13 protein-coding genes are annotated in these 16,222 nt (G+C 68.3%); all 13 read left to right on the plus strand.

Annotation, left to right across the window (positions count from 1 at the left end; all coding sequences use genetic code 11):
- The first annotated feature begins 12 nt into the window (after positions 1–12).
- The 13 genes from AC1DF3_RS06530 (at position 13) to AC1DF3_RS06590 (ending at position 16,164) form a co-directional block, all read left to right on the plus strand.
- Positions 13–558 (plus strand): shikimate kinase, encoded by a 546-nt coding sequence (locus AC1DF3_RS06530; protein ID WP_286536324.1) that lies wholly within the window; start codon positions 13–15, stop codon positions 556–558.
- Between the two features lie 55 nt (positions 559–613).
- The gene (gene aroB / locus AC1DF3_RS06535; protein WP_478139181.1) at positions 614–1,714 is read left to right on the plus strand and encodes a 3-dehydroquinate synthase; all 1,101 of its coding nucleotides are present in this window, start codon (positions 614–616) and stop codon (positions 1,712–1,714) included.
- 19 nt (positions 1,715–1,733) lie between these two features.
- Positions 1,734–2,864, plus strand: a complete 1,131-nt coding sequence (locus AC1DF3_RS06540; protein ID WP_301802821.1) for a deoxyguanosinetriphosphate triphosphohydrolase — start codon at positions 1,734–1,736, stop codon at positions 2,862–2,864.
- The gene (locus AC1DF3_RS06545) at positions 2,861–4,123 is read left to right on the plus strand and encodes an MFS transporter (RefSeq protein WP_478139182.1); all 1,263 of its coding nucleotides are present in this window, start codon (positions 2,861–2,863) and stop codon (positions 4,121–4,123) included. The genes AC1DF3_RS06540 and AC1DF3_RS06545 overlap by 4 nt, the downstream gene beginning before the upstream one ends.
- Positions 4,120–4,692: a DUF1415 domain-containing protein gene (locus AC1DF3_RS06550; protein WP_478139183.1), complete on the plus strand. Its 573-nt coding sequence runs from the start codon at positions 4,120–4,122 to the stop codon at positions 4,690–4,692. Before AC1DF3_RS06545 ends, AC1DF3_RS06550 begins: the two co-directional genes overlap by 4 nt.
- Positions 4,689–5,549: a class I SAM-dependent methyltransferase gene (locus AC1DF3_RS06555; protein ID WP_478139184.1), complete on the plus strand. Its 861-nt coding sequence runs from the start codon at positions 4,689–4,691 to the stop codon at positions 5,547–5,549. The genes AC1DF3_RS06550 and AC1DF3_RS06555 overlap by 4 nt, the downstream gene beginning before the upstream one ends.
- A 41-nt stretch (positions 5,550–5,590) precedes the next feature.
- Positions 5,591–6,286 carry a transposase gene (locus AC1DF3_RS06560; RefSeq protein WP_478139185.1) on the plus strand — a complete coding sequence of 232 codons (696 nt, stop codon included), beginning with the start codon at positions 5,591–5,593 and terminating at the stop codon, positions 6,284–6,286.
- Between the two features lie 182 nt (positions 6,287–6,468).
- Positions 6,469–11,211: a glutamate synthase-related protein gene (locus tag AC1DF3_RS06565; RefSeq protein WP_286536317.1), complete on the plus strand. Its 4,743-nt coding sequence runs from the start codon at positions 6,469–6,471 to the stop codon at positions 11,209–11,211.
- 28 nt (positions 11,212–11,239) lie between these two features.
- The gene (locus AC1DF3_RS06570) at positions 11,240–12,718 is read left to right on the plus strand and encodes a glutamate synthase subunit beta (protein WP_286536316.1); all 1,479 of its coding nucleotides are present in this window, start codon (positions 11,240–11,242) and stop codon (positions 12,716–12,718) included.
- 384 nt (positions 12,719–13,102) lie between these two features.
- Positions 13,103–13,927, plus strand: coding sequence for an ABC transporter ATP-binding protein (locus AC1DF3_RS06575; protein ID WP_286536315.1), 825 nt, complete (start codon positions 13,103–13,105; stop codon positions 13,925–13,927).
- A 192-nt stretch (positions 13,928–14,119) separates the two neighbouring features.
- Positions 14,120–14,902, plus strand: a complete 783-nt coding sequence (gene mlaE, locus AC1DF3_RS06580; protein WP_478139186.1) for a lipid asymmetry maintenance ABC transporter permease subunit MlaE — start codon at positions 14,120–14,122, stop codon at positions 14,900–14,902.
- A gap of 27 nt (positions 14,903–14,929) precedes the next feature.
- Entirely contained in the window at positions 14,930–15,421 is a 492-nt protein-coding gene (mlaD, locus tag AC1DF3_RS06585) for an outer membrane lipid asymmetry maintenance protein MlaD (protein ID WP_286523493.1), read from the plus strand.
- Positions 15,418–16,164: an MlaA family lipoprotein gene (locus AC1DF3_RS06590; protein WP_286536313.1), complete on the plus strand. Its 747-nt coding sequence runs from the start codon at positions 15,418–15,420 to the stop codon at positions 16,162–16,164. The genes mlaD and AC1DF3_RS06590 overlap by 4 nt, the downstream gene beginning before the upstream one ends.
- The last annotated feature ends 58 nt before the right edge of the window (positions 16,165–16,222 follow it).

Genomic DNA, 16,222 nt, shown 5'->3' on the forward strand with positions numbered 1-16,222 from the left:
TCGCAGCTTTGCATGGCGGTCGCACTCGTCGGCTTGCCCGGCGCCGGCAAATCCGCGATTGGCCGGCGCCTTGCGCAGCGCCTTCAACTTCCCTTCGTCGACAGCGATCACGTGATCGAGGAGCGGATCGGCTGCTCGATCCGCGACTATTTCGAGCGCGAAGGAGAGGCCAGTTTCCGGGATGTTGAGCAATCCGTGATCGCCGAGCTGGCCGCCGCGCCGCATGGCGTGGTCGCCACCGGTGGCGGCTGCGTCTTGCGCGAGGCCAATCGGCAGGCCCTGCGGGCCGGCTTCCATGTGCTCTACCTGCGCTCGCTGCCCGAGGACCTGTTCCGCCGGCTGCGCCACGACGTCAAGCGTCCGCTGCTGCAGGTGGCCGATCCGCTGGGCCGGCTGCGCGAGCTCCATGACGCGCGCGACCCCCTCTACCGCGAGACCGCCCACGAAACCGTCGAGACCGGCCGGCCGTCGATCTCGGTGGTGGTCAACATCATCGTGATGCAGCTGGAACTCGCCGGCGTGGTGGTGCCCCCCGACCCAGGCCCGCTGACAGACTGACCGGCCTCCGGGGCCGGGCCGGACCCGCGCCGCCGCATGCACCTAAACTCGGGGGATGCCATTGCCAGTCCCTCCCGAACGCGTCGAGATCCAACTCGGCGAGCGCAGCTACCAGATCCTGATCGGCAGCGACCTGCTGGGCGATCCGCGCAGCTTCGCGGCCGCCCCTTCGGCCGCCAGCGCCCTGATCGTCACCAACACCACCGTGGCGCCGCTCTATGCGGCCACCCTGCGCGAGGCGCTGGCCGGCCGCTACCGCGAGGTGCACGTGCTCGAGCTGCCCGATGGCGAAGCGCACAAGGACTGGCAGACCCTGAACCGGGTCTTCGACGCCTTGCTGGCCCGCGGCGCCGATCGCAAGACGGTGCTGTTCGCGCTGGGCGGCGGCGTGGTGGGCGACATGACCGGATTCGCCGCCGCCAGCTACATGCGGGGCGTGCCCTTCGTGCAGGTGCCGACGACGCTGCTGGCGCAGGTCGATTCGTCGGTCGGCGGCAAGACCGCGATCAACCACCCCCTGGGCAAGAACATGATCGGCGCCTTCTACCAGCCGCAGCTGGTGTTGTGCGACCTGGCGACGCTGGCCAGCCTGCCGCCGCGCGAGCTCAGCGCCGGGCTGGCCGAGGTCATCAAGTACGGGCCGATCTACGACCTGGACTTCCTGGCCTGGATCGAGGCCCACATCGATGCGCTGATCGCCCGCGAGCCCGCGGCGCTGGCGCATGCTGTCAAGCGCAGCTGCGAAATCAAGGCCGAGGTCGTGGGCCAGGACGAACGCGAAGCCGGCCTGCGCGCGATCCTCAATTTCGGCCATACCTTCGGCCATGCGATCGAGTCCGGGCTCGGCTATGGCGAATGGCTGCACGGCGAGGCGGTCGGCTGCGGCATGGTCCTGGCGGCGCAGCTGTCGGCGCGTCTCGGCGGCATCGATGCCGCCTTCGTCGAGCGGCTGACCGCGCTGGTGCGGCGTGCCGGCCTGCCGGTGGTCGCGCCCGCCCTGGGCGCCGAGCGCTACCTGGAACTGATGCGGGTCGACAAGAAATCCGAGGCCGGCGAAATCCGCTTCGTGGTGCTCGACAAGCCCGGTTCGGCGGTCGTGCGCGGCGCGCCCGATGCCATGGTGCGCGAAGTCCTGGCGCAGTGCTGCGCCGCTTGATCTTGCCGGGCTTCTTCCGATGAGCCTCGCGCCCTACGCCAGCGATCCGGCCCGCTCGCGCGGCCGGCGTCATGCCGAGGCGCCGGCGCCGACCCGCGACGACTTCCAGCGCGACCGCGACCGCATCGTGCACTCGACCGCCTTCCGGCGCCTGGTCTACAAGACCCAGGTGTTCCTGAACCACGAGGGTGATCTGTTTCGCACCCGCCTGACGCACTCGCTCGAGGTCGCGCAGCTCGGACGTTCGATCGCGCGGGCGCTGCGGCTCAATGAAGACCTGGTCGAGGCGATCGCGCTGGCCCACGACCTCGGCCACACCCCCTTCGGCCATGCCGGACAGGATGCGCTCGACGCCTGCATGCAGGCGCATGGCGGCTTCGAGCACAACCTGCAGAGCCTGCGCGTGGTCGACGAACTCGAGCACCGATATCCGCAATACGACGGCCTCAACCTGAGCTTCGAGACTCGCGAAGGCATCCTCAAGCACTGTTCGCGCGCCAATGCCGAGCGGATCGAGGCCGCGGAGCCCGGTGGGGTGGGGCGGCGCTTCTGCGACCGGACCCAGCCCGGCCTGGAAGCGCAACTGTGCAACCTGGCCGACGAGATCGCCTACAACGCCCACGACATCGACGACGGCGTCAGGTCGGGCTTGATCAGCATCGAGCTCCTGGGCGAGGTCGACCTGTTCGATCGCCACCGGCGCGAGGCCTTGGCCGAGCACCCGGGGCTGGAAGGGCGGCGGGTGCTCTACGAGACGATCCGCCGCATGCTGAGCGCCCAGGTCTACGACGTCATCGACGCCACGCGGGGCGCGCTCGAAGCGGCCGCGCCGGCCGACGCCGACGCGGTCCGGCGAAGCGACCCGCTGGTGCTTTTCAGTGCCGGGATGCGGGCCGAATCCACGGCGCTCAAGCGCTTCCTGTTTCGCAATCTGTACCGCCATCCGCAAGTGGTGCAGACCGCCGAACAGGCGCAGGGCGTGGTGCGTGCGCTGTTCGATGCCTACCTGGCGGCGCCGGCGGAAATGCCCGAGACCTTCGCCCGTCGCGACGACCGGCAGCGCGGCGTGGCGGACTACATCGCCGGCATGACCGATAGGTTCGCGATCCGGGAGTACGAGCGCCTCACGGGGCAGCGGTGGGTGCCATGAGCCCCCTTGCGACCCGTCCCGGGATTCCGGTCGCCGCGCTGGCGGTCGTCGCCGGCGGCGTCGCCGCGGCGCTGCATATCGGCAAGCTGCCGCCGGCGGTGCCCGCCTTGCAGGCCAGCCTGGGCATCGGGCTGGTGCAGGCGGGATTTTTGCTGTCGCTGGTGCAGGTCGCCGGCATGAGCCTGGGCCTGGGTGTCGGGTTGATGGCCGACGCCATCGGTCTTCGACGCAGCATGCTGGCCGGACTGGCGCTGCTCGCCGTCGCCAGTGCGGCCGGTGGCGGTGTCGGCGTCTGGGTCGACGATCCGGCGCAGGCCTTTGCCTGGCTGCTCGCGCTGCGGGCGCTCGAGGGGGTCGGCTTCCTGTTGGCCGTGATGCCAGGGCCGGGACTGATCCGTGCCGTCGCGCCGGTGGGTGCCGACAAGGCCGCCATCGGACTCTGGGGGGCCTACATGCCGCTCGGGGTGGCATTGGCGCTGCTGGTCGGGCCGGCGCTGATCGCCCAGTCCGGCTGGCCCGGTTGGTGGTGCGCCCTGGCGGCGGCTTCGGCCTGCGCGGCCGTCTGGGTCGCGCTGGCGGTGCCGGCCGACGGCGCCCGCGTCCGCGTGGCGTCCGTCGGTTCGGCAGAAGGGTGGGGCGTTCGCCTGCGCGACACACTGAGCGCGGGCGGTCCGTGGACGCTGGCGCTGGCTTTCGCGGTCTACTCCTCGCAATGGATCGCCGTGATCGGATTCCTGCCGGCGATCTATGTCGACGCCGGCGTCCCGAGTGGCTGGAACGCGGCACTGACCGCGCTCGCCGCGGCCCTCAACATCATCGGCAACGTGGTCGGCGGCCGGCTGCTCCAGCAAGGGCTGCCACCGGTTCGGCTGCTGCGCTGGGGCTTCGTCGCGATGGCGCTCGCGAGCGTCGCGGCCTTTCTGCGGATCGGTGCGCCCGAGACCGCCTGGAGCCTGCCGCCGGCCCTGCGCTACCTGGCGGTCTGCCTGTTCTCGCTCGGCGGCGGCATGGTGCCGGCGACCTTGTTCATGCTCAGCGTGCGGCTGGCGCCTGGGCCCGCCACGGTCTCGACCACCGTGGGCATGATGCAGCAGGCCTCGTCGTTCGGGCAGTTCGTCGCCCCGCCGGTCGTGGCCTGGCTGGCCCATCGCATGGGCGGCTGGCAATGGACCTGGATCGTCACCCTGTCGTGCTCGCTGGCCGGCCTGGGCCTGGCGGCCCGGCTGGCGCGGCCGGTCTCCAGGAGGGGCACGGCATGATCGACAGCGCTCCGATCTCCGCTGCGCAAGCCGAGGCCGACACCCGGCGCTGGCTCGAGCGCGCCGTGATCGGGCTCAACCTGTGCCCCTTCGCCAAGGCCGTGCACGTGCGTGGCCAGGTTCACTATGCCGTCTACCTGGCGGGCGACGAATCCGGACTGATCGACGCGCTGCTCGCCGAAGCCCGGGCGCTGGCGGCCAGCGCTGCGTCGGAGCGCGACACCACGCTGCTGATGGCACCGAACACGCTGGCCGATTTCCTCGACTTCAACGATTTCACGGGGCGTGCCGAACGGCGCCTGGCGCGCGCCGGCTTCGACGGCGTGTTCCAGCTGGCGAGTTTTCACCCGCGCTTCCAGTTCGGCGGCACCGAGGCCGACGACATCACCAACGCCACCAACCGGGCGCCTTATCCCACGCTGCACCTGCTGCGCGAAGACAGCGTGAGCCGGGCGGTGGACGCCTTTCCGGAGGCCGAGGCGATCTTCGGCCGCAACATCGAGACGCTCGAAGCGTTGGGCGCCGACGGCTGGGCCGCGCTCGACGTCGGGCCTGGGAGTGCATCATGAACAAGGCGTCGAAGGCGTCCAGGGCCGAGGCGGAAGTGCTGGCCGAATTGCGGCCGGGACAATCGGTCGAGCTGCTGAAGGAACTGCACATCCTCACGCGTGAAGGCCGGCTCAACCAGGATTCGCGGCGCAAGCTCAAGCAGGTCTACCACCTGTTCCAGTTCATCGAGAAGCTGCTGCGCGAGCTCCCTGGCGAAGGGGCCGAGGCGTCGCTGGCCGACCATGGCGCCGGCAAGTCGTACCTCGGCTTCATCATCTACGACCTGTTCTTCAAGCAGGGCGGCGCCGGCCATGTCTACGGCATCGAGACCCGGGCCGAGCTGGTCGAGAAATCGCGCGCGCTGGCCGCGCGGCTGGGCTTCGACCGCATGGCTTTCCTCAATCTCACGGTGGCCGAATCCGCGACCGCGGCGGAGCTGCCGCCGCGGATCGATGTCGTCACCGCGCTCCATGCCTGCGACACGGCCACCGACGACGCGATCGCCTTCGGGCTGGCCAAGCAGGCGCGCTTCATGGTGCTGGTGCCTTGCTGCCAGGCCGAGGTCGCCGCCTGCCTGCGCGAGACCAAGGCGCTGGCGCTGTCCCGCACGCCGCTGGCGGAGCTGTGGCGCCATCCGCTGCACACGCGCGAGATCGGCAGCCAGCTCACCAACGTGCTGCGCTGCCTGTACCTCGAAGCCAGCGGCTACCAGGTCACGGTGACGGAGCTCGTGGGCTGGGAGCACAGCATGAAGAACGAGCTCATCATCGCGCGCCGCACCGGGCAGCGCAAAGCCGGCGCGGCCGAGCGGCTGCGCGAGCTGCTCGAGCAGTTCGGCCTGACATCGCTGCTCGAGACGCGCTTCCGACTGGCCTGAGCCGGCGCGCCGCCCGTCACCCTCCTGCGCCGTCCTCCGCCATGGCACGACTGCCCCGCCTCACGCTCGCCGGCCAGCCGCACCACGTGATCCAGCGCGGCAACAACCGGCAGGCGGTGTTCCTGGATCGCGCCGACCGCGAGATGTTCCTCGGCCTGCTGGGCGAGAACGCCACGCGATTCGGCATCGCGCTGCACGCCTATGTCCTGATGGACAACCATTTCCACCTGCTGGCCACGCCGTCGACCGCCGACGGCCTGCCGCAATGGATGCAGGCCGTGGGGCGGCGCTACGTGCGCTACTTCAACGACCGGCACGGGCGCAGCGGGACCCTGTGGGAGGGGCGCTACAAGTCGACGCTGATCCAGACCGACCGCTACCTGTTCGCCTGCATGGCCTACATCGACCTGAATCCGGTGCGCGCCGGTCTGGTGGCCGAGGCGCGCGAGCATCCGTGGTCGAGCCACGGGCACTACGCCGGCCTGGTGCACGACAAACTGCTGACGCCGCACCCGCTCTACTGGACGCTGGGCAATACGCCCTTCGCCCGCGAGGCCGCCTATGCCGAAATGGTGCGCGCAGGCGTTCCGGCCGCCGCGCAGGCGCTGCTGACCGAAGCGACGTTGCACGGATGGGCCGCCGGCGACCCTGAATTCGTCGAATCGTTACAAAAAACGACAGGCCGGCGAACGGTCAAGGCACGCTCGGGAAGGCCGCCGCTGCCTCGAAAAGCGTAGCGCAAAGTGTCAAATCTCCCGTCAGTGCTTGATCGATTGCTACAGTTTTTGATATGTCCCTAATTTAAAGTCGACGAGATTTATCGGAAATAAATTGGAATCTGACCCCAATTAAAAGGTTTGGCATTATTTGTGCAAAGCAATATGCTCCTTTTCCCTGCGAAAACTGAAGGAGCACGCCCATGACGACGGCTGCCGAGATCCAGCATCTCCAAGAACACGGTCTTTATTCCGCCGCTGACGAGCACGACGCCTGCGGCGTCGGCTTCGTGGCCCACATCAAGGGCGAAAAGAGCCATGCCATCGTGTTGCAGGGCCTCAAGATTCTCGAGAATCTGGACCACCGCGGCGCAGTGGGCGCCGACAAGCTCATGGGCGACGGCGCCGGCATCCTGATCCAGCTGCCCGACCTGCTGTATCGCGAAGAGATGGCCAAGCAGGGCGTGACCCTGCCGCCGCCCGGCGAGTACGGCGTCGGCATGATCTTCCTGCCCAAGGAGCACGCCTCGCGCGAGGCCTGCGAGCAGGAGATGGAGCGCGCGATCAAGGTCGAAGGCCAGGTGCTGCTGGGCTGGCGCGACGTGCCGGTCAACCGCGAAATGCCGATGTCGCCCAACGTGCGCGCCAAGGAGCCGCTGCTGCGCCAGGTCTTCATCGGCCGCGGCAACGACGTCATCGTGCAGGACGCGCTGGAGCGCAAGCTCTACGTGATCCGCAAGACCGCCAGCGCCAACATCCAGCGCCTGAAGCTCAAGCACAGCAAGGAATACTACGTGCCGAGCATGTCGAGCCGCACGGTGGTCTACAAGGGCCTGCTGCTGGCCGACCAGGTCGGTACCTACTACCTCGACCTGCAGGACAAGCGCTGCGTCTCGGCCCTGGGCTTGGTGCACCAGCGCTTCTCGACCAACACCTTCCCCGAGTGGCCGCTGGCCCACCCGTACCGCTATGTCGCCCACAACGGCGAAATCAACACGGTCAAGGGCAACTACAACTGGATGAAGGCGCGCGAAGGCGTGATGTCCTCGCCGGTGCTTGGCGCCGACCTGCAGAAGCTGTATCCGATCAGCTTCGCCGGCCAGTCCGACACCGCCACCTTCGACAACTGCCTCGAGCTGCTGACGATGGCCGGCTACCCGATCAGCCAGGCCGTGATGATGATGATTCCCGAGCCCTGGGAGCAGCACGCGACGATGGACCCGCGTCGCCGCGCGTTCTACGAGTACCACGCCGCGATGCTCGAGCCCTGGGACGGCCCGGCCTCGATCGTCTTCACCGACGGCCGTCAGATCGGCGCCACGCTCGACCGCAACGGCCTGCGCCCGTCGCGCTACTGCGTGACCGACGACGACCTGGTCATCATGGGTTCCGAATCCGGCGTTCTGCCCGTGCCCGAGCAGAAGATCGTCCGCAAGTGGCGCCTGCAGCCCGGCAAGATGTTCCTGATCGACCTCGAGCAGGGCCGCATGATCGACGACGAGGAAGTCAAGGCGACGCTGGCCAACAGCAAGCCTTACAAGCAGTGGATCGAGAACCTGCGCATCAAGCTCGACAGCGTCGAGGCCGAGGCCGTGCAGCCGCCGCCGAGCCAGGTCAGCCTGCTCGATCGCCAGCAGGCCTTCGGCTACACCCAGGAAGACATCAAGTTCCTGATGAGCCCGATGGCGGCGGCCGGCGAGGAAGGCATCGGCTCGATGGGCAACGACAGCCCGCTGGCCGTGCTGTCGAACAAGAACAAGCCGCTCTACAACTACTTCAAGCAGTTGTTCGCGCAAGTGACCAACCCGCCGATCGACCCGATCCGCGAGGCGATCGTGATGTCGCTGGTGTCGTTCATCGGCCCGAAGCCGAACCTGCTCGACATCAACCAGGTCAACCCGCCGATGCGGCTCGAGGTGAGCCAGCCGATCCTCGACTTCGCCGACATGGCGAAGCTGCGCGACATCGGCAAGTACACGCAGGGCAAGTTCAAGAGCCATACGCTCGACATCACCTACCCGCTGGCCTGGGGCGACGAAGGCGTGGAAGCCAAGCTGGCCTCGCTGTGCGCGGAGGCGGTCGATGCGATCAAGGGCGGCCACAACATCCTGATCGTCAGCGACCGCAACGTCGGCCCGACGCAGGTCGCGATCCCGGCGCTGCTGGCGCTGTCTGCGATCCACCAGTACCTGGTGCGCGAAGGCCTGCGCACGACCGCCGGCCTGGTGGTCGAGACCGGCTCGGCGCGGGAAGTGCATCACTTCGGCGTGCTCGCGGGCTACGGCGCCGAAGCCGTGCACCCGTACCTGGCGATGGAAACGCTGGCGGCGATGCATGAAGACCTCTCCGGCGACCTGAGCGCCGACAAGGCCATCTACAACTACGTCAAGGCGGTCGGCAAGGGTCTGTCGAAGATCATGTCGAAGATGGGTGTCAGCACCTACATGAGCTACTGCGGCGCCCAGCTGTTCGAGGCCATCGGCCTGAACACCGAGACGGTCGAGAAGTACTTCACCGGCACCGCCAGCCGGGTGCAGGGCATCGGCGTGTTCGAGATCGCCCAGGAAGGCATCCGCATGCACAAGGCGGCCTTCAGCGACGATCCGGTGCTGGCCCACATGCTCGACGCCGGCGGCGAATACGCCTGGCGCACCCGCGGCGAAGAGCACATGTGGACGCCCGACGCCATCGCCAAGCTGCAGCACAGCACGCGCGCCAACAACTTCAGCACCTACAAGGAATACGCGCAGCTGATCAACGACCAGAACCGCCGGCACCTGACGCTGCGCGGCCTGTTCGAGTTCAAGATCGATCCGGCCAAGGCCATCTCCGTCGACGAGGTCGAGCCGGCCGCCGAGATCGTCAAGCGCTTCGCCACCGGCGCCATGTCGCTCGGCTCGATCAGCACCGAGGCGCACGCCACCCTGGCGGTGGCGATGAACCGCATCGGCGGCAAGAGCAACACCGGCGAAGGCGGCGAAGACCCGGCGCGCTACCGCAACGAGCTCAAGGGCATCCCGATCAAGATGGGCGACACGCTCAAGAGCGTGATCGGCGAGGCCAATGTCGAGGTCGACCTGCCGCTGCAGGACGGCGACTCGCTGCGTTCGAAGATCAAGCAGGTCGCCTCGGGCCGCTTCGGCGTCACGGCCGAGTACCTGTCGTCGGCCGACCAGGTGCAGATCAAGATGGCGCAGGGCGCCAAGCCCGGCGAGGGCGGCCAGCTGCCCGGCGGCAAGGTCACGAAGTACATCGGCCAGATGCGCTACTCGGTGCCCGGCGTGGGCCTGATCTCGCCGCCGCCGCACCACGACATCTACTCGATCGAGGACCTGGCCCAGCTGATCCACGACCTGAAGAACGTCGCGCCGCATGCCAGCGTCAGCGTCAAGCTGGTGAGCGAAGTCGGCGTCGGCACCATCGCCGCGGGCGTCGCCAAGTGCAAGAGCGACCACGTCGTGATCGCCGGCCACGACGGCGGCACCGGCGCCTCGCCGTGGTCGTCGATCAAGCATGCCGGCAGCCCGTGGGAGATCGGCCTGGCCGAGACCCAGCAGACGCTGGTGCTGAACCGCCTGCGCGGCCGCATCCGGGTGCAGGCCGACGGCCAGATGAAGACCGGCCGCGACGTCGCCATCGGCGCCTTGCTGGGTGCCGACGAGTTCGGCTTCGCGACCGCGCCGCTGGTGGTCGAGGGCTGCATCATGATGCGCAAGTGCCACCTGAACACCTGCCCGGTGGGCGTCGCGACGCAAGACCCGGTGCTGCGCAAGAAGTTCTCGGGAAAGCCCGAGCACGTGGTCAACTTCTTCTTCTTCGTGGCCGAGGAAGTGCGCCAGATCATGGCCCAGCTCGGCATCCGCAAGTTCGACGACCTGATCGGCCGTTCCGACCTGCTCGACACCAAGACCGGCATCGAGCACTGGAAGGCCCGCGGCCTGGACTTCAGCCGCCTGTTCGCCCAGCCCAACGTGCCGGCCGAGGTGCCGCGCTTCCATGTCGAGAACCAGGACCACGGCCTCGAGAAGAGCCTGGACGTCAAGTTGATCGAGCGTTCGCGCCCGGCCATCGACAAGGGCGAGAAGGTGCAGTTCATCGAGGTGGCGCGCAACGTCAACCGCTCGGTCGGCGCCATGCTCTCGGGCGCGCTGACCAAGGTGCATCCGCAGGGCCTGCCCGACGATTCGATCCGCATCCAGCTCGAAGGCACGGGCGGCCAGTCCTTCGGCGCCTTCCTGGCGCGCGGCATCACGCTCTACCTGATCGGCGATGCCAACGACTACACCGGCAAGGGCCTGTCGGGCGGCCGCGTGGTGGTGCGCCCGAGCCTGGACTTCCGCGGCGAGGCGGCGCGCAACACGATCGTCGGCAACACCGCGCTGTATGGCGCGACCACCGGCGAGGCCTACCTCTGCGGCGTGGCCGGCGAGCGCTTCGCGGTACGGCTGTCGGGCGCCACCGCGGTGGTCGAAGGCACCGGCGACCATGGCTGCGAATACATGACCGGCGGCACGGTCGCGGTGCTGGGCCAGACCGGACGCAACTTCGCGGCCGGCATGAGCGGCGGCGTCGCCTTCGTCTACGACGAGGACGGCCAGTTCGCCTCCCGCTGCAACCTGTCGATGGTGTCGCTCGACAAGGTGCTGACCTCGGCCGAGCAGAGCGCCAGCGTGCACCGCAAGGTCTGGCACGAAGGCGAGACCGACGAGGCGCAGCTGCGCAAGCTGCTCGAGGACCATCACCGCTGGACCGGCAGCAAGCGCGCCCGCGAACTGCTCGACAACTGGGCCGTTTCGCGCACCAAGTTCGTCAAGGTGTTCCCGAACGAATACAAGCGCGCGCTGGCCGAGATCCACGACCGCGAGGTCGAGCTCACGAGCAGCGGCAACAACGCGCATGCCGGCATGGAGCCGCATGCGGCCGCCAAGCCGGTGGCGGCGGTCTGAGCGACAACGAACAGAACAGGAAAGCACGATGGGAAAAATCACCGGCTTCATGGAGCATGAGCGCATCGAAGAGGGCTACAAGCCGATCGAGGAGCGGGTCAAGCATCACAAGGAATTCGTGGTCGGCCTCGACGAGGCACAGGCCAAGGTCCAGGGCGCGCGCTGCATGGACTGCGGCACGCCGTTCTGCAACAGCGGCTGCCCGGTCAACAACATCATTCCGGACTTCAACGACCTGGTGTATCGGGCCGACTGGCAGAGCGCCTTCGTGGTGCTCGACTCGACCAACAACTTCCCCGAGTTCACCGGCCGCATCTGCCCCGCGCCCTGCGAGGCGGCCTGCGTGCTCAACGTGAACGACGATCCGGTCGGCATCAAGTCGATCGAGCACGCGATCATCGACCGTGCCTGGGACGAAGGCTGGGTGGCGGCCCGTCCGGCCAAGCACAAGACCGGCAAGAAGGTCGCCGTGGTCGGGTCCGGCCCGGCGGGCATGGCGGCAGCCCAGCAACTGGCGCGGGTCGGCCACGACGTCACCTTGTTCGAGAAGAACGACCGCATCGGCGGCCTGCTGCGCTACGGCATCCCCGACTTCAAGATGGAGAAGGTGCACATCGATCGCCGCGTCGAGCAGATGAAGGCCGAAGGCGTGACCTTCCGCACCGGCGTGATGGTCGGCGCCGCCAAGGATCCGCTGGGCAAGGGCTCCAAGGTCACCAACTGGGCCAAGGAGACCGTGACGCCCGAGCAGCTTGGCAAGGAGTTCGACGCGGTGCTGCTGACCGGCGGCGCCGAGCAGTCGCGCGACCTGCCGGTGCCCGGCCGCGACCTCGACGGCATCCATTTCGCGATGGAGTTCCTGCCGCAGCAGAACAAGATCAACGCCGGCGACAAGGTCAAGGGCCAGCTGCGCGCCGATGGCAAGCACGTGATCGTGATCGGCGGCGGCGACACCGGCTCCGACTGCGTGGGCACCAGCAACCGCCACGGTGCCGCGAGCGTGACCCAGTTCGAGCTGATGCCGCAGCCGCCCGAGGAAGAGAACCGCCCGCTGACCTGGCCCTACTGGCCGTACAAGCTGCGCACCAGTTCCAGCCACGAAGAGGGCTGCGAGCGCGAGTTCGCCATCTCCACCAAGGAATTCATCGGCGAAAAGGGCAAGGTCACGGGCCTGAAGACGGTTCGCGTCGAGTGGAAGGACGGCAAGATGGTCGAGGTGGCCGGCAGCGAGCAGGTGCTCAAGGCCGACCTGGTGCTGCTGGCGATGGGCTTCGTGAGCCCGGTGGCCAATGTGCTGGACGCCTTCGGCGTCGAGAAGGATGCCCGCGGCAATGCCAAGGCCAGCGTCGATTTCATCGGCGGCTACGCGACCAACGTGCCCAAGGTGTTCGCCGCCGGAGACATCCGCCGCGGCCAGTCGCTGGTGGTCTGGGCGATCCGCGAGGGCCGCCAGGCGGCCCGCTCGGTCGACGAGTTCCTGATGGGCTTCAGCGACCTGCCGCGCTGAACTGGCCCCCACGCTCCCCCACTGCGTGTGGGTCGCTGCCCCCCGAGGGGGCCGCAGGCCGCCTTGGGGCGGCCCGGCGCCGGCCCAAGGCCCCCACGCTCCCCCACTGCGTGCGGGTCGCTGCCCCCCGAGGGGGCCGCAGGCCGCCTTGGGGCGGCCCGGCGCCGGCCCAAGGCCCCCACGCTCCCCCACTGCGTGTGGGTCGCTGCCCCCCGAGGGGGCCGCAGGCCGCCTTGGGGCGGCCCGGCGCCGGCCTGGGTGCCTTCGATCCGGTGCGTTTTTCAGAATCGTCGTAGGCACAGCCTGTTACGCGCTTCCCTTATCATTGGCTGTTACCGCGAGCCGGGATGTCCTCATGTGGGACGCCCCGGCTTTTTCATTGCCATGGATCCATCACCTGCCACTTCCCTCGTTGAGTTCCGCGACGTCGTCTTCGGCTATGGCGACCGCGCCATCCTCGATGGCGTCTCGTTCCGCGTGCCGCGTGGCAAGGTGACCGCGTTGATGGGCGCCTCGGGCGGCGGCAAGACCACCGTGCTGCGCCTGATCGGCGGGCAGGTGCGGGCGCGCCGTGGCGATGTGCTGGTCGACGGCCATGACGTCGGCCGGATGGCGCCCGATGCGCTCTATGCCGCCCGGCGCCGCATGGGCATGCTGTTCCAGTTCGGCGCGCTCTTCACCGACATGAGCGTGTTCGACAACGTGGCCTTCCCGCTGCGCGAGCACACCCGCCTGTCCGAAGGCTTGATCCGGGACATCGTGCTGATGAAGCTCGACGCCGTCGGCCTGCGCGGCGCCCGCGAGCTGATGCCGAGCGAAGTCTCGGGCGGCATGGCGCGGCGCGTGGCGCTGGCCAGGGCGATCGCGCTCGACCCCGACCTCGTCATGTACGACGAGCCCTTCGCCGGCCTCGACCCGATCTCGCTCGGCACCGCGGCGCGGCTGATCCGGCAGCTCAACGACACGCTGGGGCTCACCAGCGTGATCGTGTCGCACGACCTCGAAGAAACCTTCCGCATCGCCGACCACGTGATCATCCTCGCCAACGGCGGCATCGCCGCCCAGGGCAGCCCGGACGCGGTGCGCGCCAGCGCCGACCCGCTGGTCCACCAGTTCGTCAATGCGCTGCCCGAGGGGCCGGTGCATTTCCACTACCCCGCGGTGGCCGTCGAGGCCGATTTCGGCAACTCGCAGGGGGGGCGTGAATGAGCCCCCGCCCGGCCGCTCCGAAGGGGGCTCGCACCGCAGTGCGCAGCACGGAGGTTTCCGCATGACCCCCCCGCCCGGCCGCTCCGAAGAGGGCTCGCACCGCAGTGCGAAGCACGGAGGTTTCCTCATGACCCCCCGCCCGGCCGCTCCGAAGGGGACTCGCACCGCAGTGCGCAGCACGGAGGTTGGCGTATGAGCTGGTACAAGCCGGCCGACGTCGGCTTCGCCGTGCGCAGCAAGCTGGCCGACCTCGGTCTGGGCGCGCGCCTTTTCTTCCAGCTCGTGGGGCAGGGTGCGCGCAGCCTGCGCCGCTTCGGCCTGGTGCGCGACCAGATCCACTTCCTGGGCAACTACTCGCTGGCGATCATCGCCGTCTCCGGACTGTTCGTCGGCTTCGTGCTGGGCTTGCAGGGTTACTACACGCTGCAGCGCTACGGCTCGTCCGAGGCGCTGGGCCTGCTGGTCGCATTGAGCCTGGTGCGCGAGCTCGGCCCGGTCGTGGCGGCGCTGCTGTTCGCGGGCCGTGCCGGCACCTCGCTCACCGCCGAGATCGGCCTCATGAAGGCTGGCGAGCAGCTCAGCGCGATGGAGATGATGGCGGTCGACCCGGTCCAGCGCATCCTGGCGCCGCGCTTCTGGGGCGGCGTGATCACCATGCCCCTGCTGGCGGCGGTGTTCAGCGCGGTCGGCGTGATCGGCGGCTATGTCGTCGGGGTGCTGATGCTGGGCCTCGACGCGGGGGCCTTCTGGGGCCAGATGCAGGGCGGCGTCGACGTCTGGAAGGACGTCGGCAACGGCGTCGTCAAGAGCATCGTCTTCGGGGTCGCCGTGACTTTCATCGCCCTGCTGCAGGGCTACCAGGCCCAGCCGACGCCCGAGGGAGTCTCCCGCGCCACCACCCGCACGGTGGTCGTCGCCTCGCTCACCGTGCTCGGGCTCGATTTCATGCTGACCGCCATGATGTTCAGCATCTAGGCTCCACGTTCACTGAGAGTGCAACACATGCAACGTTCCAACAATGACATCTGGGTCGGCCTGTTCGTGCTGATCGGCGGCGCGGCGCTGCTGTTCCTGGCGCTGCAGTCGGCCAACCTGCTGAGCCTGAACTTCCAGAAGACCTATGCGGTGACCGCGCGCTTCGACAACATCGGCGGGCTCAAGCCCCAAACCGCGGTCAAGAGCGCCGGCGTGGTGGTCGGGCGCGTCGAATCCATCACGTTCGACGACAAGAACTTTCAGGCGGCCGTGACGCTGGCGCTGCAAAATCGCTACAGTTTCCCCAAGGACAGCTCGTTCAAGATCCTGACCAGCGGCCTGCTGGGCGAGCAATACATCGGCATCGAGGCCGGCGCCGACGAAAAGACCCTTCAAGCCGGCGATGTCGTGACCGATACCCAATCAGCGGTCGTGCTCGAGAACCTGATCAGCCAGTTCCTGTACAGCAAGGCGGCCGAAGGAAGCACGCCATCCGGTAACGCCAACAACAAGAAATGAAACCACGAACTCCTCTCGCCGGCCGGGTCGCGTGCGTGCGCATCGCCAATGGCCTGCGCGCAGCAGGCGCCGCCGGCGTCCTCGCCTTCGTCACGGGTTGCGCCACCGGCCCGAACGCCAATCCGGCCGATCCGCTGGAGCCGCTCAACCGGCAGGTGTATCGCTTCAACAACGCGCTCGACGATGCGGTCCTGAAGCCGGCCGCGACGGTCTACGTCAAGGTGCTGCCCTCGCCGGTGCGCACCGGCGTGAACAATTTCTTCGGCAACCTCTCCGACGTCTGGAGCTTCGCCAACAGCGTGGCGCAGCTCAAGCTCCAGGACAGCGCGCAGACTTTCATGCGCCTGAACGTCAACACGTTCTTCGGCCTCGGCGGGATCCTGGACGTCGCGACCGAACTCGGCATCGACCGCCACAGCGAGGACTTCGGCCAGACGCTGGGCCGCTGGGGCGTTCCGGCGGGCCCGTACCTGATCCTGCCCCTGCTCGGCCCCTCCACGCTGCGCGACACCGCGGCCTTGCCACTGGACCTCCGGGGCGACCTGCTGAGCGGCGTGTCGGACATCTCGGTGCGCAACTCGATGTACGCTCTCCGCCTGATCGACATCCGCGCCAACCTGTTGCGCGTCGGCCAGCTGCTCGAGGATGCGGCGCTCGACAGGTACACCTTCACCCGTGACGCCTTCCTGCAGCGCCGCCGCAACGACGTGCACGACGGAAACCTGCCCGACGAGGGCAACTAAGGCCTTGCGCGGGCGGGGCCATTGCATTCGGTTGCAGGCCCTGAGCCGCGATGTGGAA

Source organism: Variovorax sp. 10N432 (genome assembly GCF_056394465.1).